Annotated in this window: 16 protein-coding genes; 3 read left to right on the forward strand and 13 right to left on the reverse strand. The window is 60.9% G+C overall.

The window, feature by feature from the left end; genetic code table 11:
* The first annotated feature begins 82 nt into the window (after positions 1 to 82).
* The 3 genes from KQI82_RS00350 to KQI82_RS00360 all read left to right on the forward strand — a co-directional run bounded on the left by KQI82_RS00350 (position 83) and on the right by KQI82_RS00360 (position 3,829).
* Entirely contained in the window at positions 83 to 898 is an 816-nt protein-coding gene (locus KQI82_RS00350) for a prepilin-type N-terminal cleavage/methylation domain-containing protein (protein WP_216557121.1), read from the forward strand.
* Positions 899 to 1,178: 280 nt separating this feature from the next.
* Complete coding sequence (gene gltS, locus KQI82_RS00355) at positions 1,179 to 2,390, forward strand: sodium/glutamate symporter (protein WP_216557124.1); 1,212 nt, start codon at positions 1,179 to 1,181, stop codon at positions 2,388 to 2,390.
* A gap of 179 nt (positions 2,391 to 2,569) precedes the next feature.
* Positions 2,570 to 3,829 carry a glycosyltransferase family 2 protein gene (locus KQI82_RS00360; protein WP_216557129.1) on the forward strand — a complete coding sequence of 420 codons (1,260 nt, stop codon included), beginning with the start codon at positions 2,570 to 2,572 and terminating at the stop codon, positions 3,827 to 3,829.
* A gap of 77 nt (positions 3,830 to 3,906) precedes the next feature.
* Here the strand turns inward: KQI82_RS00360 and KQI82_RS00365 are convergent, their stop codons facing one another.
* The 13 genes from KQI82_RS00365 to fumC form a co-directional block, all read right to left on the reverse strand.
* Positions 3,907 to 4,986, reverse strand: a complete 1,080-nt coding sequence (locus tag KQI82_RS00365; RefSeq protein ID WP_216557133.1) for a glycosyltransferase family 2 protein — start codon at positions 4,984 to 4,986, stop codon at positions 3,907 to 3,909.
* 89 nt (positions 4,987 to 5,075) lie between these two features.
* The gene (locus KQI82_RS00370; protein ID WP_216557135.1) at positions 5,076 to 6,185 is read right to left on the reverse strand and encodes a YncE family protein; all 1,110 of its coding nucleotides are present in this window, start codon (positions 6,183 to 6,185) and stop codon (positions 5,076 to 5,078) included.
* Between the two features lie 945 nt (positions 6,186 to 7,130).
* Positions 7,131 to 8,648 (reverse strand): 4-alpha-glucanotransferase, encoded by a 1,518-nt coding sequence (gene malQ, locus KQI82_RS00375; protein ID WP_216557137.1) that lies wholly within the window; start codon positions 8,646 to 8,648, stop codon positions 7,131 to 7,133.
* A 5-nt stretch (positions 8,649 to 8,653) separates the two neighbouring features.
* Positions 8,654 to 9,514 (reverse strand): carbohydrate ABC transporter permease, encoded by an 861-nt coding sequence (locus KQI82_RS00380; protein WP_216557140.1) that lies wholly within the window; start codon positions 9,512 to 9,514, stop codon positions 8,654 to 8,656.
* Positions 9,511 to 10,362, reverse strand: a complete 852-nt coding sequence (locus KQI82_RS00385) for a carbohydrate ABC transporter permease (protein ID WP_216557142.1) — start codon at positions 10,360 to 10,362, stop codon at positions 9,511 to 9,513. The genes KQI82_RS00380 and KQI82_RS00385 overlap by 4 nt, the downstream gene beginning before the upstream one ends.
* A gap of 92 nt (positions 10,363 to 10,454) precedes the next feature.
* Positions 10,455 to 11,768, reverse strand: coding sequence for an ABC transporter substrate-binding protein (locus KQI82_RS00390; protein WP_216557145.1), 1,314 nt, complete (start codon positions 11,766 to 11,768; stop codon positions 10,455 to 10,457).
* A gap of 60 nt (positions 11,769 to 11,828) precedes the next feature.
* On the reverse strand, positions 11,829 to 12,845 hold the full coding sequence (locus KQI82_RS00395; protein WP_216557148.1) for a LacI family DNA-binding transcriptional regulator: 1,017 nt from the start codon (positions 12,843 to 12,845) through the stop codon (positions 11,829 to 11,831).
* Positions 12,846 to 13,131: 286 nt separating this feature from the next.
* Positions 13,132 to 14,112, reverse strand: coding sequence for an ornithine carbamoyltransferase (gene argF / locus KQI82_RS00400; RefSeq protein ID WP_216557151.1), 981 nt, complete (start codon positions 14,110 to 14,112; stop codon positions 13,132 to 13,134).
* A 15-nt stretch (positions 14,113 to 14,127) separates the two neighbouring features.
* Complete coding sequence (gene argH / locus KQI82_RS00405; protein WP_216557155.1) at positions 14,128 to 15,510, reverse strand: argininosuccinate lyase; 1,383 nt, start codon at positions 15,508 to 15,510, stop codon at positions 14,128 to 14,130.
* Positions 15,511 to 15,706: 196 nt separating this feature from the next.
* Positions 15,707 to 16,927: an argininosuccinate synthase gene (locus KQI82_RS00410; protein ID WP_216557157.1), complete on the reverse strand. Its 1,221-nt coding sequence runs from the start codon at positions 16,925 to 16,927 to the stop codon at positions 15,707 to 15,709.
* 288 nt (positions 16,928 to 17,215) lie between these two features.
* Positions 17,216 to 18,391 (reverse strand): NAD(P)-dependent malic enzyme, encoded by a 1,176-nt coding sequence (locus KQI82_RS00415; RefSeq protein ID WP_216557161.1) that lies wholly within the window; start codon positions 18,389 to 18,391, stop codon positions 17,216 to 17,218.
* Between the two features lie 24 nt (positions 18,392 to 18,415).
* Positions 18,416 to 18,928, reverse strand: a complete 513-nt coding sequence (locus KQI82_RS00420; RefSeq protein ID WP_216557165.1) for a GNAT family N-acetyltransferase — start codon at positions 18,926 to 18,928, stop codon at positions 18,416 to 18,418.
* Position 18,929: 1 nt separating this feature from the next.
* On the reverse strand, positions 18,930 to 20,288 hold the full coding sequence (gene fumC / locus KQI82_RS00425; protein WP_216557168.1) for a class II fumarate hydratase: 1,359 nt from the start codon (positions 20,286 to 20,288) through the stop codon (positions 18,930 to 18,932).
* Positions 20,289 to 20,366: the final 78 nt, after the last annotated feature.

Genomic DNA, 20,366 nt, shown 5'->3' on the forward strand with positions numbered 1-20,366 from the left:
ACTTCCCAATTTGGATTGACCATGTAACCGTTTCCTGCTATAATGGCAAAAACGGCGTTCAACCGTGGGAAGGGGTCATGAAATGGCTGGACTCAATCGGTTCCGGGAGCAAGGCTCCCGCAGAGCAGGCTTTACCCTGATGGAGATGCTGATTGTAGTGGCTATTATCGCCGTCCTGGCCGCCATTGCCATCCCCACGTTCTCCTCCCGGTCCGACCAGGCCAAGGAGGCTGTCTGCCTTACCAACCGCCAGACCCTGTTGGGTCAGCTGCGTTATGCCCAGGTGATCGACGGCCTCACAAGGGAACAGGCGGATCAGCTCAAAGACTCCCTTGGGATCGTCTGTCCGGCCGGCGGCACGATCACCGTGGAGGTGGGGGACATCATCCGCGTCAGCTGCTCCATCCACGGCGGCACCGGTGAGGATTCTGAGCACGCGGTGAGCCAGGGACTGATTCTGGACTTCCGGGATTTTATCTTAAATCCAACGGGCGTCCCTTCCACTGAGCTCAACCGCAACGACTCCCTGCGCACCTATTTCTATGCGGCCAATGGGAACAGGTGGCCCACACTGACAGTGGACGGCACGGAGTACCAGATTGAGCCCTTTTATTCCGAATCCGGAAAAGGCGCGGAGGACCGGCTCGGCTATATCTGGCTCTTTGCCCGTGAAAAAACAGACGGCGTCGTCAACGGGCAGTGGAATGCCCCCCTGCTCTACAATCCCGCGGACGGGAACTGGTACCGCTCCTATGGCCATGACGGCAAGCGGCCGGCAAACGCCACCGTCAAGTTCGACAGTGTGGAGGCGCTGGATAACTCGGTCAAAACCACCCTGTGCGGCGACGGCTCCGCCCTCAAGTGGCGGCCAGTGGACTCCTATACGGAACACAGCTGAGACAGCTCCGGATTCTCCGGAGCTGTTTTTTCGTTTGGCTCGAAACCGTGAAGAAACTCCGGTAGATGCATTGACTTTTTGATGAAAACATGCTAATTTATTGTAGGTTTTGTGCGTTTTTATATTTTGGCATCCAGCAGGCGCACATGGAATCACCGGCTAACCACCAGAGAGCTTGAGCAGCGCGCAGGGCAATGCGCCCTGCGGTGGATTTTCTCTGCGTTTTCCGGCCATCAGCCCGCCGTCCGCCGGGCTGATTGATCTGTAAGGAGGTACTCTATTGCTCACTGTTGAATTGAATCTGTTTCAGGGACTGGCTATCGCCGCGCTGGTCTACACACTTGGCAGCTTTCTCATCCGGAAAGTCCCCCTGTTGGGCAAATACTGCATCCCCGCCCCGGTGGTGGGCGGCCTGATCTATGCGCTGCTCCACCTGTTGCTACGCGGCACCGGCGTGCTGGAGGTGGTGTTTGACCCCACACTTCAGGATTTCTTTATGACCATCTTCTTCACCAGCGTGGGCTTCACCGCTTCGTTCCGTCTGCTCAAGCGGGGCGGCAAGCAGGTCTTCATCTTTTTGGGCATCGCCATTGTGATGGTGGTGCTGCAAAACCTCCTGGGCGTGGGGCTGGCCACGGTTTTTGACCTGGACTCCCGGCTGGGACTGTGTATGGGTTCCATCCCCATGGTGGGCGGCCACGGCACCGCCGGCTCCATGGGCGACATGCTGGATAAAATGGGCGTCATGGGAGCCAAGACGGTGGCCATCGCCTCCGCCACCTACGGCCTGCTCTCGGGCAGCATGTTGGGCGGCCCTCTGGCCCGGCGCCGCATTGCCCAGAACGATCTCCACTCCACCGGGGAGGACATCGAGTCCGCCGGGGACCTTCCCGAAGTGGAGGGCGTGGGTGTGGACACCCGCCATGCCGCCCTCACCTCCACCCAGAAGTTCACCTCAGCCGCCATCTTCTTGGGGATTGCCTCCGGAGTGGGCACTCTGATCTCCGGCTTTCTGGATCAGTTTATGACCTTTCCCCCCTATATCGGCGCCATGCTGGCCGCTGCTATCCTGCGCAATATCTGGGACGCGACCGGCGGCTACATGCCCCATGAGGAGATCTCCATCACCGGCAGCGTATGCCTCTCCCTGTTCTTGTCCTTTGCCCTGATGGGTCTCCGGCTCTGGGAACTGGCGGAGCTGGCGCTGCCCATGATCGTCATTTTGCTGGCCCAGACCGTGCTTATGGCCATCTACGCCTACTTTGTGGTCTTTAACCTGCTGGGCCGGGACTACGAATCCTCTGTCATGACCACCGCCTTCTGCGGGTTCGGCATGGGCGCCACTGCCAATGCCATGGCCAATATGCAGGCGGTTACGGATAAGTACGGTCCGGCTCCCCAGGCCTACTTTGTGGTGCCCCTGGTGGGCAGCCTGTTTATTGACTTTTTCAATGCCAGCATCATCACCATCTTCCTGAACCTTTTGGGGTAAAAACAACAAAACCGCCGTCGGCTGGGCCGGCGGCGGTTTTTGTCGTAATTCCATAAATTTAGCCATCTATTTTTATGATTTTCGTCACAATATGCCTTGATTATTTTGCAAATCGGCCTATAATTAATCCGATTTGCAGGGGTGGAAGATCGCTGATTGGAAGAAAGGAATTTATAAGGATGCTTCGTTTTGTAAGACACCTGAATGAGTCGATCATTCTCTTTTTGGGGATTATCTACGCCTACCAGGCAGTATACACTCTGATCGGCCTGTGGCTGCGCCGGCGCAAGGAAATCCGTCCCCGGGCCAGGCTCCACAAGTACGCGGCGGTGGTTTCCGCCCGGAACGAGGAAAATGTGATCGGCGACCTGATTGCCAGCCTGAAGGCCCAGCGCTACCCATCGGAGCTGCTGGACATCTACATAGTGGCCGACAACTGCACAGACCGCACCGCCGAGATCGCCGAGGCCGCCGGCGCCATTGTATACCGGCGCTCCAGCCGCACGGAGGTGGGCAAGGGGTATGCTCTGGACTGGTTCTTTGCCCGGCTGTGCCGGGAGCGGCGGGACTACGACGGATATTTTGTCTTTGACGCCGACAATCTGGTGGACCCCAACTTTGTGGCGGAGATGAACCGCACCTTTGACTCCGGCAAATACGACGCCCTCACCAGCTACCGCAATTCCAAGAACTTCGGCAGCTGCTGGATTTCCGCCGGATACTCCATCTGGTTTTTGCGGGAAGCCCGGTTTCTCAACGCCGTGCGCTGTGCCCTGGGTCTGAACTGCGCCATCTCCGGCACCGGCTTTCTGGTCTCTGACCGTCTGATCCGGGAAAACAGGGGTTGGCCCTTCCACCTGCTGACGGAGGATATCCAGTTCTCAGCGGACTGTGCCGTCCGGGGCCGCCGGATCGGCTACTGCGGCCGGGCCATGGTCTATGACGAGCAGCCCATCACCTTGCGCCAGTCCTGGGATCAGCGGCTGCGCTGGTCCAAGGGCTTCTACCAGGTGGACGGCCGCTACAGCTGGGCGCTGCTGCGGGGTATCCTTTACGGCGGACGCCGTGGATTTTCCTGCTATGACATGCTGATGACCATTGCCCCGGCCATGCTGCTCAATGTGGGGCTGGTCCTCTTCAACGGGGTCATTGTCGCCGCCGCCTTTTCCCTGCCCCACTTCCTGACCCGCTGGGTCATCCGGGAGGTGGTCCACACGGTGGTCTTCCTGCTTGTGAACTTCTATTTGGGCATGCTGCTGTGCGGCGGCCTCACGGTTTTGAGCGAGTGGAAGGCCATTGAGGCCAAGCCGGTGCAAAAGATCGTCTATCTCTTCACCTTCCCCTTCTTTATGCTGACCTATGTCCCCATCTCCCTTGCGGCCCTTGTGCGCCGGGTGGAGTGGAAGCCCATCCGCCACAACGCGGTGAAAAAAGCCTAAAAAAACAGTGTGCATCAAATCGACTGTGAAAAAGACAGCTCCTTTCTTGGAGCTGTCTTTTTCTCCTATCCGCACGTTCAGGCTTTTTTGCCCTTCAGATGGTCAAAAAAGGCCCTGTTATGCCGGCAGGACTCACTGTCCGGTTTGATGCCGCAGGCCATCTCATTGTAGGACTCCGCCCGCGCGGCGTCTCCCATTCGGTAGCAGCACACGCAAAGCTGCAGCGCGGGCACATAGCCGTAGCACTCCGGGATGGTAAAGCCGCCGCGCTCCTCCATCGGACACTCCAGGGCCCGCTCATACCAGTAGACGGCGCTGGACCATTCCTCCCTCTCCTGAAAAAACCGCCCCAACTCACAGCAGCTCTCCGCCCGGGGCGGACCAAAGCGCAGGCCGAAGGCCAGTGCCTGGAATCGGAGTTCCTGCTCTCCAAGGCGCTCATAGCACCCCGCCAGGTCCCGGCTGGCCTGGATGTTGTTCTCCACCCAGCCCTCCCCGCTCTCCAGGAATTCCTTCAGCACCCGGGCCGCCTCCCGGTCCCTCTGGTGATAGGTCAGCTCCCGGCCATAGTAAAAGCGCTCCCGGGGCGAGAGCCTTTTCCCTTTGGCCATTAAGCCCTCCAGGATGCGGAGATTCCGGTCCGGGTCCCCGGGTCCAATTTTTTGGTGGGTGACGGCGGCCTCTCCGTAGACGACCTTTCCCGCCGGGGCAATGACCTCATGGACCGCGCCCTCCCAGCGCAGCTTTGCCTCCCGGCGGATGAGACGCTCCCGGTAGTAGGTAAAGGTGGGCCGGCCGGCCGCGTCAAAGGCCGTGTGGTAGGGCAGCATCACCACGTCCGTGTCCGGCTCCAGCTCCCTTTTCAGCTGCGTCAGCGCCCTTTGATCCTCCGGCTTCAGCACATCGTCGCCATCCAGCCACATCAGGTAGTCCATACGCCCCAGGTCAAAGGCAAAATTGCGCGCGGCGGAAAAGTCATCTCTCCAGGGGAATTCATAGACCCGGTCCGTATACCGCCGGGCCTCCTCTCTGGTACGGTCGGTGCTGCCCGTATCCACCACCACGATCTCATCCACCGCGTCTCCCACAGAGTCCAGGCAGCGGGGCAGGGTTTCCTCCTCATTCTTTACGATCATGCAAAGGCTGATGGTATTCATAGCGACTCCTTCCACTTTGAGACAATTTTTGGAAAGGACAGGCGGGGAATTCCCGCCTGTCCCTGGCCCCGAAGGCCATTTGTCTCTTTTTAGCCCTGCATTGCGAAGGCCGCGATGGCATAGGGGCAGTCGACCGGAATGGACCGCGTGACTGTTCCGCTTCTCATGTCATAGAGGAGCACCTTTTCCGCATGCTCCAGGACAATATACAACAGGCCCCCGCAGGAATCCACGGCCATATCCCGTGCTTCCCCTTCCAGAGGCCGCACATCAAGCACCTGGAGGGTATTGCCGCTGATGCGGTACAGGTCCGGGTGAACGCTTGTCGTCACATAAACCGTGTTTGTGTCCGGAGCCACCGCAAGGGCAAGGGGCACTCCGCAAAAAGCGGACGCCAGCGTGCCGGTGATCCGGTTGGTTACTCCGTCAACTGCATACAGCATGCTGTTTTCCGCCGTGATATAGACCAGGTTGGTGCGGGGATTGACAGCGAGGTTGGTGGGACAGACAATATTGACCGTATCGGTCAGCGCGTTCGTCCGGCCATCGATCACATAGAGATTCTGCTGGCCAATGCAGTAGATTGTATTGGTGGCGGGATTGACCGCCACTTTCATCGGTATGCTTCCAGCCGGCAGCGCGACTGTCCCCATCGCCCGGTTTGTCACTCCATCCATCACAGAAACCGTGTCCTGCTGTGTGTTGGGAATATACACCCTGTTCGTATTGGGGTTGAGGGCCAGTTGGTTCGGGGAGCTTACAGAGACCGATGCGATCACTTTACCCGACGCCGCATCCAACACCATGACAACATCATCCTGAAAGCTGCTGACATATGCGTAACCGGTTTGGGGATTGATCGCAATGGCCGATGCGAAATACGGAAGCGGGATATTCTGATTCACTCCGCCTCTGGTGCCGTCAAGGACGGTCACTGCTTTTTTGCAGGTATAGTGGGTCACATAGGCACAGCATATATGGCAGCAGCAGGGACCGGCAGGGCCGGTGGGGCCGGTTGCTCCAGTTGCTCCGGTGACGCCCACCCCTGTGGCTCCCGTGGGGCCCGTGGGGCCGGTGGGGCCCGTGGGGCCGGTGGGGCCCGTGGGGCCGGTGGGGCCCTGTTCACCGGCGGGACCCTCTGCGCCGGTCGCTCCTCTGGGAATGCGGAAATTCAGCACCCCCTCATTTTCGTCGCCCACATCAATAACACTGGCCTCTTCTTCAGGCTCACCGGTGGTAGTGGTGTTTACTCTGACACCACGGCCAGTGGGGCCGCGTGCACCTGTGGGGCCGGTGGGACCAGCAGGGCCGATTGCGCCGGTGGGACCTTCAGGGCCTGTCGCGCCAGTAGGACCGGCAGGACCTTCAGGCCCCGTTGCGCCGGTAGGACCGGTGGGGCCGGCTTCTCCGGCAGGACCTTCAGTGCCTGTGGCGCCCGTGGGGCCGGTAGGACCAGCAGGGCCTTCAGGGCCTGTCGCGCCCGTGGGGCCGGCGGGACCGGTAGGACCAGCGGGACCTTCAGGACCTGTGGCGCCCGTGGGGCCGGCAAGACCGGCTGCTCCGGCGGGGCCTTCAGGACCCGTTGCGCCCGTGGGGCCGGTAGGACCAGCAGGACCTGTCGCACCCGTGGGGCCGGTAGGACCAGCAGGGCCTTCAGGGCCTGTCGCGCCCGTGGGACCGGTAAAACCGGTCAGTCCTGTGGTACCTGTCGGCCCCGTGGGACCGGTAGCACCCGTAGCGCCGGTTGCCCCACGGAGACCTGTGCCTCCTGTGGGGCCGGTGGGGCCTGTCGGTCCGGTGGGCCCTCTGCTGCCGGTGGGACCTGTCGGCCCCGTGGGGCCCGAAACGGGGCAGCAAGGCGGCGGGCAGCAGGGCGGCGGACAGCAGGGCGGCGGGCAGGGAGGCAGGTAGCAGGACTCATCACATTTATCTTTCGGTCGGTAAATATTCATCAAATGGTTCGCTCCTTTGCACCCGGTCAAGCCGGGAGAAGTGGGGAAGGCTCCCCATACAGTGTATGCGCCCCGCCGTCCCCCGGCCAAAAAGGCTGTCCCATTTTCCGCCATGTGCGCGCCCATTTTCACCTCATCCGGAGCGGATGCAAAAAGACAGCTCCCCAAAGAGGAGCTGCCTTTCACTTATATTTATTTTTGCTTGTCAGGTTCAACCGGACAGCGGCCGTACATCGTTGCGTATCGGGCCATCTTCCTTGCTATCGCATCGGTAAACTGACCGGGCAGCAATCGCCACTGCCAGTTGCCGCCTAAAACCCCAGGCGTGTTCATCCTTGATTCGGCGCCCAGCTCCAAGTAGTCCTGCATCTGGGCCACAAACAATTCCGCCACGCTGCCCAGGCCGCCCCGGAGGATTCCCCAGACAAAGCCCTCTTCCTCATTGAGCCCCAGGTATTCCCGGGCATAGGCCACATCGTCCGCTTCCGCCTCTTCCTTCCAGGCCATCACGGGCGCGTTGTCGTGGGTCCCCACATAGCAGACACAGTGAGGCGCATAGGTGTGGGGCAGATAGTTGGAGGGCTCCCGGGAGTCAAAGGCAAACTCCAGCACCTTCATCCCCGGCAACCCGGAATCCTGAAGCAGCTGGTGGACCTCCGGCGTCAGGAAACCCAGGTCCTCGGCAATGATTTTAAGTTCTGGGAACCATCCGGTGAGCACTCCCACCAGGTCCATGCCCGGTCCCTTGACCCAGTGGCCCTCCCTGGCGCTCCCGGCATCCGCCGCCACCGCCCAATAGCTCTCCAGGCCCCGAAAATGGTCGATGCGCACCACGTCAAAGAGGCGGGCCGCGCCCTCCATCCGCCGGATCCACCATCCGAAGCCATCCTGCTTCATGGCGTCCCAGTTATAAAGGGGGTTGCCCCACAGCTGCCCCTCGGCACTGAAGTAGTCCGGCGGCACACCGGCCACCGCCGTGGGCCGGTTCTTTTCATCCAGCTGGAACCACTCCGGCTCCGCCCACACGTCGGCCGAGTCCATGGCCACATAGATGGGCAGGTCCCCGATGATCTGCAATCCAAGGCCGTGGACATACTCTCTGAGCCGGTTCCACTGGCGGAAAAACAGGAACTGGGCATAGGTGAACAGCCGCACATCCTCCCACAGGAGGCCGCGGTAGCGCTCCACCGCCTCGCTCCGGTGGAGCCGGATGTCCTCCTCTTCCCATTCGGTCCAGGCGACCATGCCGAAGTGGCGCTTCACCGCCATGAACAGCGCGTAGTCCGGCAGCCAACGGCGGTTCTCCTCCACAAATGATTCCACCGCCTCATGGTCCCGTTCCCAGCCCCGCTCCGCCACCCTGGCCAGAAGGTCAAAGCGATGGGCATAGACGGCGGCATAGTCCACCCGGTCGGGCCGCTCGCCCCAGTCCACGGACTCCACCTCCCGCCGCTCCAGAAGGCCCTCTTCGCAAAGCGTTTCAAGGTCGATGAAATAGGGGTTGCCCGCATAGGTGGAAAAACTCTGGTAAGGCGAATCTCCATAGCTGGTGGGGCCCACGGGCAGCAGCTGCCAGCAGCTTTGTCCCGCCGCCTTCAGCTGATCCGCAAACTCATAGGCCGCCCGGCCCAGCGTACCGATCCCATAGGGAGACGGCAGGGCGGAAATGGGCATCAGTACGCCGCAGCGGCGCTGAATCGGCTCTTCCATCCCGCTCATCCTTTCACCGCGCCGGCCACGACGCCCTTGATGATGTGCTTCTGGCCCAACAGGTAGACGATGACCACCGGGAGGATGGTCAGCACAATGCAGGCCATCATGGGTCCCATCTCCACCCGGCCGTAGCTGCCCCGGAAATATTGGATCAGCATGGGAATGGTGCGGTATTTCTTGATGTCCAGCACCAGCGTGGGAAGCAGGTAGTCATTCCACACCCACATGGTCTCCAGCACGCCCACGGAAATCATGGTGGGCCGCAGGATGGGGAACACAATGTGAAAGTAGGTCTGGATGGGGTTGCACCCGTCGATCATGGCCGCCTCCTCAATCTCCAGGGGAATGGACTTCATAAAGCCGGAGAACATGAATACCGCCAGCCCCGCGCCAAAGCCCAGGTAGATGAAGCAGATGGTCCAGGGCGTATTGAATCGCAGATCAAAAAGCAGCAGATTGATGTGCAGCTTATCCGCCACGGAGGAGAGGGTGAACATCACCATCTGGAAGGGCACCACCATGGAGAAGACGCAGAGGTAGTAGAGCACCCTGGAGAGAAGGCTCTTCACCCGGGTGATATACCAGGCGCACATGGAACAGCACAGCAGGATCAGCGCCACGGAGGAGACGGTGATGAAGAGGCTGTAGCCAAAGCTCTGCAAAAAGCCCTTGGAGGCAATGGCGTTGATATAGTTGGAAAGGCCGGCAAAGGTCTCCGCCGTGGGCGCCTCAAAGGCGCCGGCGGTGGTAATGGCCGTCTCCTCCTTGAAGGAGTTGAGCACCACCATGATGATGGGATACAGATACAGCGCGCTGAGCACCGTAAAAAAAAGCGTCCAGAGAGACCCTTTTCTCGTTTTCATTGCTGCACCTCCTTGGAGCGGGTGGCCCGAAGCTGGATCAGGGCGATGGCCACCACCAGAACGAAGAAGATCACGGCCTTGGCCTGACCGATGCCCTTCCACATGGGACCCGAGCGGGAGTAAAAGGTATAGTAGATGTTCAGCGCCAGCATCTCCGTGGCGTGGGCGGGCTCACCGGCGGTGAGGGACAGATTCTGGTCAAAGAGCTTGAAGGAATTGGTGATGGTCAAAAACAGGCAGATGGTGACGGAGGGCATGACCATGGGCAGCTTCACCCGCCACAGCGTCTGCCAGGGCGTGGCGCCGTCGATGGAGGCCGCCTCCATCAGCTCCGGCGGCACATTCTGGAGTCCGGCGATATAGATGATCATCATATATCCGATCTGCTGCCAGCACATGAGCAGGATGAGCCCCCAATAGCCCGCGGTGGAATTCAGCGCCAGAAGGGGCTGGGCCAGCTGGCTCAGCACGCCGTTGAGCAGGATCTGCCAGATATAGCCAAGCACAATGCCGCCGATGAGATTGGGCATGAAAAACACCGTGCGGAAGAGGTTGGTGCCCCGGATATTCCGGGTCAGCACCAGGGCGATCATGAAGGCCAGCACGTTGATGAGCACGGTGGCCACCACGGCAAAGCCCACAGTAAACCGGAAGGCGTGGGAGAAGGTGGCGTCCGTCAGGGCCTTTTCATAGTTGCCCCAGCCCACCCACGAGGCGTTGTTGACAGTGGTAAACTTGCAGAAGGACAGGTAGAGCCCCTGGCCGAATGGGATGATGAACCCCACAATAAAAGCGGCCAGCGTGGGCAGGACAAAGATCGGGAAGTATCTCTTTAAGGCTTTTTCCATGCTTCTCCCTCCGTTGCGAAGATTTTGCGCCGTTTCAAAAAGCGGCATGGGAAAATGGGGGAGCGAAAACCGCTCCCCCATGGAATCCATACTTAGCCGTTGGCCAGCTGGTATTCGGAGGCCCAGCCGTCCACAAAGGCGGTCACAACAGCATCCCAGGTGCCGGTTCCGGCGGCATAGGCGGTCAGAGCGCTGCCGACGCCGTTCTTCCACTCCTCAGAAGGCATGGTGGGGAAGCACCAGTCCACAGGCTTCTTGCCGTCGGCGATATACTGATCGGCAATGCCCACCAGGTAGTTGGTGGAAGTCTTGGCGGACTTGAAGGGGCAGACGAAGCCCATGTCGTCGGCCAGGCTGGTGGTTCCGGTCTCGGAGGTCACCACCCAGTAGAGGAAGTCCAGCGTGGCCTGGATGTCCTCAGGGGCGGCATCCTTATTGACGCACCAGTAGTTCTCAGAGCCGGTGCACAGGCCCTGGTTCTCCTCGCCGTCCACGCCGATATAGATGGGCAGCATATCCAGGTTCTCGTCGCCCAGGTCCTTCACGTCGTTGTAGGCCCAGGTGCCGTTCTGATAAAACACGGCCTGGCCGCCCACAAACTCAGCCACCGCGTCGTCGCCGGTCTTGGCGGAGAGCTCACTGGGAGCGCAGGTGGCGTTGTTGATATACAGGTCCCAGATGGCCTTGTAGTTGTCCAGATAGGTGCCCTGGATGGCCTCGGCGTGGATGCCCTCGTTCTCATATTCATAGTAGATGGGCAGGTTGGCCAGGTGGGTTTTAAAGCGCCAGTCGGAGCTGCCGTCCATGCCGGCGGAGGTGAAGGCGGAGAAGCCCAGCTCACCCTTGCGGGCGGTGATGTCCTCAGCCACCTTCTTCAAAGACTCAAAATTGGTGATGTCCTCCACGGAGTAGCCGGCCTGCTCCAGCAGGGCCTTGTTGCAGATGATGCCGTAGGTCTCGATGACATAGGCGATGCCGTAGACGCCGCTGCCGTCCTCGCCCTTGAGGGCAAAGTCATCGCTGGTCAGCTCTCCGTAGCTCGCCGTGTCGGACAGGTCATAGCAGTAGTCCTGCCAGTTCTTCAGACCCACGGGGCCGTTGACCTGAAAGAGAGTGGGCGCCTCGGACTTGCCCATCTCGGCCATCAGCGTGGTCTCATAGTCGCCGGAGGCCGCGGTCACCACGGTGACAGGCACTCCGGTCTCCTCGGTGTAGGCCTTCGCCAGAGCCTTCCAGTCTTCATCCTGCTCAGGCTTGAAGTTCAGGTAGTAGACCTGACCGTCCGAAGCCGCGCCGGAACCGCTGCCGCTGCCGGAGCCACTGGAACTGCCGCCGGAATTGCCGCAGCCAGCCAGCAAAGAAGCACACAGGACCAATGCCAGCAAGAGAGTGAACATTCTTTTCATAGAGACATCTCCTTATTTTCCGTTTTTCTATTTTCACATCTTGCGATGTAAAAACCAATTTTATTCCTGATTTACGCAAACAGAACGCCCAGGGCGCAGAATCGTGGCCACCTGCACGTGACGGCCGGCGGCGCGGCCCTCGATCCGGTCCACCAAGATGCGCACCGCCTCAGCGGCGATCTGGTCCGCAGGCTGGATGAGCGTGCTGAGGGTCGGCAGCGTGTAGGCTGACATGGTGATGCCGTCGATGGCTATGACAGAGCAGTCCTCCGGCACCCGGCGCCCCGCATCGTCCAAAGCCTTGATTGCCGCCACGGCCATGGCGTCGGAGATGGCGAAAAGGGCCGTAAACTCCCCGGTTCTCTTCAGCAGCCGCTCCATGGCCTCGTAGGCCTCCGGCATCTGGAAGCTGCCCGTCTCCTCCACCAGCGTCTCGTCCAGCGCAATGCCCGCCTCCTTAAGCGCCCGGCGGTAGCCGCCGTAGCGCAGCTCACTGATGGAGCGGTCATTCCGGGCCGATATGAGAGCGGCGATCCGCCGGTGCCCTTTGCCGATCAGGCTCTTTACCGCCCGGCAGGCCTCCTGCTCGTCGTCAATGGACACGGAGGAGTACTCCTCCTCCCCCAGCGTCCCATAGCTGTTGTCATAGGTGCAGCAGACAAAGGGGACATTCAGCGCGGCCACATCGTTTTTCGCATAGTCGGACCGCCCGCCCAAAAGCAGCAGGCCCCGCAGCTTTTTATCCCTCTCCAGCATGGCTCCGGCCTGGAGCTCGTCGTCGCAGGTGCCGATCTGGTGGAGCACCATGGTATACCCCGCCTCGGTGACCTTGGCCTCCATGGTCTTGAGGACCTCGGCAAAAAAGGGATTGGCCGTGCCCCGGACCACCAGCCCAATGGCGTCAGAACGGGTGCGCACCAGATCCCTTGCGCTGTTGCTGGGGATGTAGTGGTTGGCCTGGACCACCTCCATCACCCGGGAGCGCACCTGCGCGCTGACGTCGGGATGATTGTTCAGCACCCGGGATACCGTGCTGACAGACACGCCGCACAGCGCTGCAATGTCTTTGATTGTCACTTGATCACCACCGTTGGTAACGTTACCGGAAACGTTTCCAGTTCCCTTTGTTGTATAACCATACCAAATTGGGCGTTTTCTTGTCAATTGAAATACGTCGTTTTCTCTCAATCGCACAATTCTTTTTTTATTCTATGGTGATTCTCACAAGAGTCAATCGTTTACGCGCAGCAGCGCACTGCAGAATGTCCCGCCTCTATGTCTGAGGCCCGCAAAAAGGAACCGGCTGCCGCTTGCGCGGCAGCCGGTTCCCTCATCAAAAACGGAGAGCTGACCCCTCACAGGGTTATTGCATCAGCAGGGCCATAACGGCCTTGATGGTGTGCATGCGGTTTTCCGCCTCGTCAAAGACGATGGAGGCGGGGGACTCAAAGACCTCGTCGGTGACCTCCATGGCGCTACGCCCAAACTTCTCTCCCATCTCCCTGCCCACCGTGGTCTTGTGGTCATGATAGGCGGGCAGGCAGTGCATAAACCGGCACTGGGGGCCGGCGTTGTCCATCAGGGTCTGGGTCACCTGGTAGGGCCCCAGATCGGCGACGCGCTCCGCCCAGACCTCCACCGGCTCTCCCATGGAGACCCATACGTCGGTGTAGATCACATGGGCGCCCTGAGTGGCCTCCATGGGATCCTCCATGAACTCCAATTTGGCGCCGGTCTGGGAAGCCACAGCCTGGCAGGCGTCGATCAGCGCTTGGTCCGGGAAGTACTTTTTGGGCGCGCAGGCCACAAAGTGCATCCCCATCTTGGCGCAGCCCACCATCAGGGAGTTTCCCATGTTGTACCGGGCGTCGCCCATGTACACCAGCTTGATCCCCTGTAGCTTGCCGAAGTGCTCCTGGATGGTCAAAAAGTCCGCTAAAATCTGGGTGGGATGGAACTCGTTGGTCAGACCGTTGAACACCGGCACGCCGGCGTACTGAGCCAGTTCCTCCACCCTGGACTGCTCAAAGCCGCGGTACTCGATGCCGTCAAACATACGGCCCAATACCCGGGCAGTGTCGGCCATGGACTCCTTTACGCCGATCTGGGAGCCAGTGGGCCCCAGGTAGGTGCTGCCCATGCCCAAGTCCTGGGCCGCCACCTCAAAGGCGCAGCGGGTGCGGGTGGAGGTCTTCTCAAAGATCAGCGCCACGTTCTTCCCCTCCAGCATACGGTGGGGAACGCCCGCCTTCTTCTTGGCCTTCAGCTCCGCGGCGGTATCCAAAAACTCCTGAATTTCAGCTGGTGTAAAGTCTAAAAGCTTTAAAAAGTGTTTTTGTGTCATGGTCTCCCTCTTTCTCTATCCGCGGCGGGCGGCGATGAATTCCTCCACCGCTGCGATCTGGCGGCTCGTCTCGCTGACGGCGGGGCCGCCGTAGCTGCTTCTCTGGCCCATGCACTCCTCCAAGCTCAGGGCCTGGTAGACGTCGCCGTCAAAGAGGTCCGACACCTGACGCAGCTCCTCCAGGGTCAGCTGCTCCAAGGTCTTCCCGTTTTGGCCGCAGTAGGCCACCAGACGGCCGGTGACGGTGTAGGCGTCCCGGAAGGGCATACCCTTTTTGGTCAGGTAATCGGCACAGTCGGTGGCGTTGATGAAGCCATGGCCGGCAGCGGCGCGCATGTTCTCCGGAATCACCCGCATGGTGTCCAACATGGCGGCAAACACCGGAACGCACATCTCCACCGTGTCGATGGCGTCGAATACCGGCTCCTTGTCCTCCTGCATGTCCTTGTTGTAGGCCAGGGGAATGCCCTTCATCACCGTCAGAAGACTCATCAGATCGCCGTAGACGCGGCCGGTCTTGCCCCGAACCAGCTCCGCCACGTCCGGGTTCTTTTTCTGGGGCATGATGGACGAGCCGGTGGCGTAGGCGTCGTCCAGCTCAATGAACTTGAATTCCCAGCTGCACCAGAGGATCACCTCCTCGGAAAAGCGGCTGAGATGCATCATCAGGATGGACAGGGCGCTCAGCAGCTCCAGAGCGTAGTCCCGGTCGCTGACGCCGTCTAAGGAGTTGGACATGGGCGCGTCAAACCCCAGATCCCGGGCCGTCTCCCACCGGTCGATGGGATAGGTGGTGCCGGCCAGGGCGCCAGAGCCCAACGGACACTCGTTGAGCCGCTTTGCGCAGTCCTCCAGACGCGTCACATCCCGGCAGAGCATGTTGGCGTAGGCCATCAGATGCTGGGCAAAGGAGATGGGCTGGGCCCGCTGGAGGTGGGTGTAGCCGGGCATCACCGTGGTCTGGTGGGCTTTCGCCTGGCGGCACAGCACGCTCTGAAGCTCTGCCACCTGCCGCACCATCACCGGAATCTCCCGGCGGACGTACATACGGAAGTCCACCGCCACCTGGTCGTTGCGGCTGCGGGCAGTGTGAAGCCGCTTGCCCGCGTCGCCGATGCGCTTTGTCAGAAGGGCCTCCACATTCATGTGGATGTCCTCGTTGTCGGCGGTGAACTCCACCCTGCCCTGCTCGATGTCCTTTAGGATGGACTCAAGCCCCGCAGTGATGGCGGCCACGTCCTCTTTGGAGATGACGCCGCAGTCCCCTAACATCCTGGCGTGGGCCAGGCTGCCCTGGATGTCCTCCCGGTAGAGCCGGGCGTCGAATTGAATGGATGCGTTGAAATCGTTGACCAACTCGTTGGTCTCCTTGCCGAACCGGCCGGACCAAAGTTTCATATCGGTTCTCCTTAACTGGGAAAACGGCGGGAGGCCGTCCCGCCGTTTCCACCCAGTGGTTTGAAATCGTGTGCGGAAAATCCGCGCGAAGAGGCGTTTTTAATTGCTCCGCAATCAAACTGCCATGCCTGCGGCTGAAATCCAAGGCACGGGCCGTGCGGCCCATATGCCGAAAAACAGCGTAACCGTCTATTTTTTACAGCTTGCCCTGCTCCCGCAGTGCCTGGACCGTGTCGGGCAGGCCCCAGAGGTTGATGAAGCCGGTTGCCTGGCCCTGATCGTAGTCGCTCTCGCCGAAGGTCACCAGCTGCTCGGAGTAGAGGCTGTGGGGGGAGGTGATGCCGGCGTTGATGATGTTGCCCTTGTAGAGCTTCAGCTTCACGGAGCCGGTCACGTACTCCTGGGTCTTGTCGGCAAAGGCACTCAGGGCCTCCCGCAGGGGGCTGAACCACTTGCCGTTGTAAATGAGGTCCGCGAAATCCACGGCCAGCTTGGTCTTCATGTGGGCGGTGTCCTTATCCACGGTGATCATCTCCAGCGCCTGGTGGGCGTGATAGAGGATGGTGCCGCCCGGCGTCTCATAGACGCCGCGGTCCTTCATGCCCACGAGGCGGTTTTCCACGATGTCCAGAAGGCCGATGCCGTTCTCGCCGCCCAACTGATTCAGCTTGCGGATGATGTCGCTGGCCTTCATCTTCTGGCCGTCCAAGGCAACGGGCGCGCCCTGTTCAAAGTCGATGGTCACATAGGTGGGCTTGTCGGGCGCGTCGACGGGGCTGACGCCCATCTCCAAAAAGCCCTTTTTCTCATACTGGGGCTCGTTGGCGGGGTCCTCCAGGTCCAATCCCTCATGGCTCAGGTGCCACAGGTTCTTATCCTTGGAGTAGTTGGTCTCGCGGTTGATCTTCAGGGGGACGTTGTGGGCCTCGGCGTAGTCGATCTCCTCGTCACGGCTCTTGATGTCCCAGGTTCTCCAGGGGGCGATGATGGTCATCTCCGGCGCAAAGCGCTTGATGGCCAGCTCAAAACGGACTTGGTCGTTGCCCTTTCCAGTGCAGCCGTGGGCAATGGCGTCGGCGTTCTCCTGCTTGGCGATCTCCACCAGCTTCTTGCCGATAATGGGGCGGGCAAAGGCGGTGCCCAGCAGGTACTGCTCATAGCTTGCGCCCATCTTCAGGGAGGGGATGATGACGTCGTCCACCATCTCGTCCACCAGGTCCGCTATGTACAGCTTGGAGGCGCCGGTCTTGATGGCCTTCTCCTCCAGTCCCTCCAGCTCATCGCCCTGGCCCACGTCGGCGGCCACGGCGATGATCTCAGGATTGTTGTAGTTTTCCTTCAGCCAGGGAATGATAATGGAAGTGTCCAGGCCGCCGGAATAGGCCAGGACGATCTTTTTGATCTCTTTCTTGCTCATAATCAATTGCCTCCGTTTTTGTTCCGTGTTTGATGATGTTTGAATTATACGTCTATAGTGTATAAATATGCAATACGCAATTTGCACAATGTTTTGGAGTCTGTCTGGATAATTTTGCATATTTTTAAAAAATTCATAGAAAATAGTGCATACCTCCCGGAGATATGCACTATTTTCTGTATATTTAGCTGTATTCATTTTTATGCAGAGCCAGCCGCAAAGGCGCCCCAATGGGAAGCGCCGGGCGCAGCTCAGAGGCGTTTGTAGAAATCTTTCATGCTCCTGCGATCAGATCCGGGCCACGCCGGATTCCCGGGCAGCCTGGGCCACCGCCGCCGCCACAGCCTGGCGGACCCGGGGATCAAAGGCGGCGGGGATGATATAGTCGGCGCAGAGCCGGTCCTCCTCGATGAGACCGGCCAGGGCGGTGGCGGCGGCGATCTTCATATCGTCGTTGATGTCGCTGGCCCGGGCGTCCAGCGCACCCCGGAAGATGCCGGGGAAGGCCAGCACATTGTTGATCTGGTTGGGGTAGTCGCTGCGGCCGGTGGCCGTCACCGCCGCGCCTCCGGCCTTGGCCTCGTCCGGGAAAATCTCCGGCGTGGGATTGGCGCAGGCAAACACAATGGCGTCCCGGTTCATGGTCTGTACCATCTCCCGGGTGACCATACCCGGCGCGGACACGCCGATAAAAACGTCCGCCCCCGCCAGCATGTCCGCAAGGGAGCCGGAGCGCCTGTCCCGGTTGGTGAGGCGGGCCATCTCCTCTTTGATCCAGTTCATGCCCTGCTCCCGGCCCTCGTGGATGGCGCCGCGCCGGTCACAGAGGATGATGTCCCCATACCCCGCGCTGAGCAGCAGCCGCGCGATGGAGATCGCCGCCGCGCCGGCGCCGTTGATGACCACCCGGACCGACTCCTTCTTCTTCCCCACCACCTTCAGTGCGTTGGTCAGTCCGGCCAGTGTGATGACGGCGGTGCCGTGCTGGTCGTCGTGAAAGATGGGGATGTCGCAGCGCTCCTTCAGGGCGCGCTCAATCTCAAAACAGCGGGGCGCGGAGATGTCCTCCAGGTTCACGCCGCCGAAGGAGCCGGCGATCAGCGCCACCGTGTTGACGATCTCATCCACCTCGTGGCTCCTGATGCAAAGGGGAATGGCGTCCACGCCGCCAAAGGCCTTGAAGAGAACGCACTTGCCCTCCATCACCGGCATACCGGCCTCGGGTCCGATGTCGCCCAGTCCCAGGACGGCGGAGCCGTCGGTGACCACGGCCACCGTGTTCCACCGGCGGGTCAGCTCATAGGACTTGTCCACGTCCTTTTGTATCTCCAAACAGGGCTGGGCCACCCCCGGTGTGTAGGCCAGGGACAGGGCTTCCCGGCTGTCCACCGCCGCCCGGGGGGTCATCTCTATTTTGCCCTTCCACTCATAGTGCAGTCTCAGTGATTCCTTGGCATAATCCATTGCAGCACCTGCCGCCTTCGGCGGCTATCCTTTCTTGTGTTTATATTCCAGCTCGATCCCCGGGAGGCGTTCCTCCCCAATGGGGTACTCGCTCTTGCCGATCCGTTCAAATCCGATGGACTCATAGCAGCGGAGGGCCGCAGAATTATCCGCGAACACCCCAAGCGTCACCCGCTCCGCCCTGAGGTAGTCCAGAGCGTAGCGGCAGGCCATGGACACCATCTCCCGGCCCACGCCCCGCCCCCGGCAGGCCGCGTCCACTATGACAAACCCGATGCGCACGGTCTTCCGGTCGGAGGCGTCCGGCCAGCGCAGATTCAGATGGCCCACCGGCGTCCCGGTCTCGTCAAAGGCGGTCATGGGCCACAGCGGCTCCTCCGCCCGGGCCAGATATTGGTCGTGGAACCGCTCCGGCTTCAGCGGGAGCTCCTCGTCCGCAAACCTCCGGCCCGACCACAGGAGCAGCGTTCGCCGGTCTTTGACCCATCCGGTCACATAGGCGGCGTCGCCGATCTGATACGGCCGCAGTCCCAACATATCACACCATCTTTTCCGGCCGAACGGCCTCGTCAAATTCCTTGGCGCTGAGCAGTCCTGAGGACACCACCGCCTCTTTCAGCGTGATCCCCTCCCGCAGCGCCTTCTTAGCGCACCGGGCCGCCTGCTCATAGCCGATCTCCGGCGTGAGGCAGGTGACCAGCATCAGGGAGTTGTTCAGGTTATAGGCCATCCGCTCCCGGTCGGCGGTGATCCCCTCCACACAGTTCTTCCGGAAGGAGTCCATGCAGTCGGCCAGCAGCCGGGCGGACTGGAGGAAGTTATAGGCGCACACGGGCAAAAATACGTTCAGCTGAAAATTGCCCTGTGAGGCGGCAAAGCCGATGGCCGCGTCGTTGCCCATGACCTGCACCGCCACCATGGTCACTGCCTCGCACTGGGTGGGGTTCACCTTGCCGGGCATGATGGAGGAGCCGGGCTCGTTCTCCGGGATATGAATCTCCCCCATGCCGCAGCGGGGGCCGCTGGATTCCCAGCGGATGTCGTTGGCAATCTTCATCAGGTTGGCCGCCAGGGCCTTCAGGGCGCCGTGGGCAAAGGTCAGGGCGTCTTTGCTGGTGAGGGCGTGGAACTTATTTTCGTCCGGCACAAAGTCCACGCCGGTCAGGGCGGCCAGCTCCCGGCACACCGCCCGGTCGTAGCCCTGGGGCGCGTTGAGTCCCGTGCCCACCGCCGTGCCGCCGATGGCCAGGGCGCAGAGCTCCGGCAGGGCGGCCCGCAGCATCCGGCAGGGCGTCGCCACAAGCTCCCGCCAGCCGGAGATCTCCTGGGAAAAGCGCAGGGGCGTGGCATCCTGCAAGTGGGTGCGGCCAATGCGGATCACATCCCCGTTCTCCCGCTCCAGCCGGGCAAAGGTCTCCTCCAGCCTCCCGGCCGCGGGCAGCACCTGCTCCACCACCGCCAGCGCCGCCGCAATGTGCAGCGCCGAGGGGAAGGTGTCGTTGGAGCTCTGAGAGGCGTTCACGTGGTCGTTGGGGTGGAGCGCCACCCCTTCCCGGGCGGCCAGGTGGGCGATCACCTCGTTGACGTTCATGTTGGTCTGGGTGCCGCTGCCGGTCTGCCAGACCAAGAGGGGGAATTCCTCCTCATACTCTCCCTTGCGCAGTTTCTCACATACCGCCGCGATGGCCTCCGCCTGCCGGCAGCTCAGTTTCCCGAAATCGGCGTTGGCCCGGGCGCAGGCCTCCTTCAGCGCCGCAAAGGCAAGGATGATCTCCCGGGGCATCTTCTCCGTGCCGATGCGGAAGTTCTCCAGGCTGCGCTGGGTCTGGGCGCCCCAATGGCGGTTGGCGTCCACCAGGACCTCTCCCATGGTATCGTGCTCTACACGCTGGCGCATGGTACTCCTCCATTCACAAATTTGGCTTCAGTGTACGTATGATACGGTAAGCGCTCCATTCCCGGTCCGGATACCCGA

This window comes from Dysosmobacter acutus (assembly GCF_018919205.1).
GTDB classification, from domain to species: Bacteria; Bacillota; Clostridia; order Oscillospirales; family Oscillospiraceae; genus Oscillibacter; species Oscillibacter acutus.

Excerpts from the sequence above, each read along its gene's own strand:
- KQI82_RS00350 (WP_216557121.1), top strand. The coding sequence starts at position 83 with ATGGCTGGACTCAATCGGTTCCGGGAGCAAGGCTCCCGCAGAGCAGGC.
- KQI82_RS00360 (WP_216557129.1), top strand. The coding sequence starts at position 2,570 with ATGCTTCGTTTTGTAAGACACCTGAATGAGTCGATCATTCTCTTTTTG.
- KQI82_RS00365 (WP_216557133.1), bottom strand. The coding sequence starts at position 4,986 with ATGAATACCATCAGCCTTTGCATGATCGTAAAGAATGAGGAGGAAACC.
- malQ (WP_216557137.1), bottom strand. The coding sequence starts at position 8,648 with ATGGAAGAGCCGATTCAGCGCCGCTGCGGCGTACTGATGCCCATTTCC.
- KQI82_RS00380 (WP_216557140.1), bottom strand. The coding sequence starts at position 9,514 with ATGAAAACGAGAAAAGGGTCTCTCTGGACGCTTTTTTTTACGGTGCTC.
- KQI82_RS00385 (WP_216557142.1), bottom strand. The coding sequence starts at position 10,362 with ATGGAAAAAGCCTTAAAGAGATACTTCCCGATCTTTGTCCTGCCCACG.
- KQI82_RS00390 (WP_216557145.1), bottom strand. The coding sequence starts at position 11,768 with ATGAAAAGAATGTTCACTCTCTTGCTGGCATTGGTCCTGTGTGCTTCT.
- argF (WP_216557151.1), bottom strand. The coding sequence starts at position 14,112 with ATGACACAAAAACACTTTTTAAAGCTTTTAGACTTTACACCAGCTGAA.
- argH (WP_216557155.1), bottom strand. The coding sequence starts at position 15,510 with ATGAAACTTTGGTCCGGCCGGTTCGGCAAGGAGACCAACGAGTTGGTC.
- KQI82_RS00410 (WP_216557157.1), bottom strand. The coding sequence starts at position 16,927 with ATGAGCAAGAAAGAGATCAAAAAGATCGTCCTGGCCTATTCCGGCGGC.
- KQI82_RS00415 (WP_216557161.1), bottom strand. The coding sequence starts at position 18,391 with ATGGATTATGCCAAGGAATCACTGAGACTGCACTATGAGTGGAAGGGC.
- KQI82_RS00420 (WP_216557165.1), bottom strand. The coding sequence starts at position 18,928 with ATGTTGGGACTGCGGCCGTATCAGATCGGCGACGCCGCCTATGTGACC.
- fumC (WP_216557168.1), bottom strand. The coding sequence starts at position 20,288 with ATGCGCCAGCGTGTAGAGCACGATACCATGGGAGAGGTCCTGGTGGAC.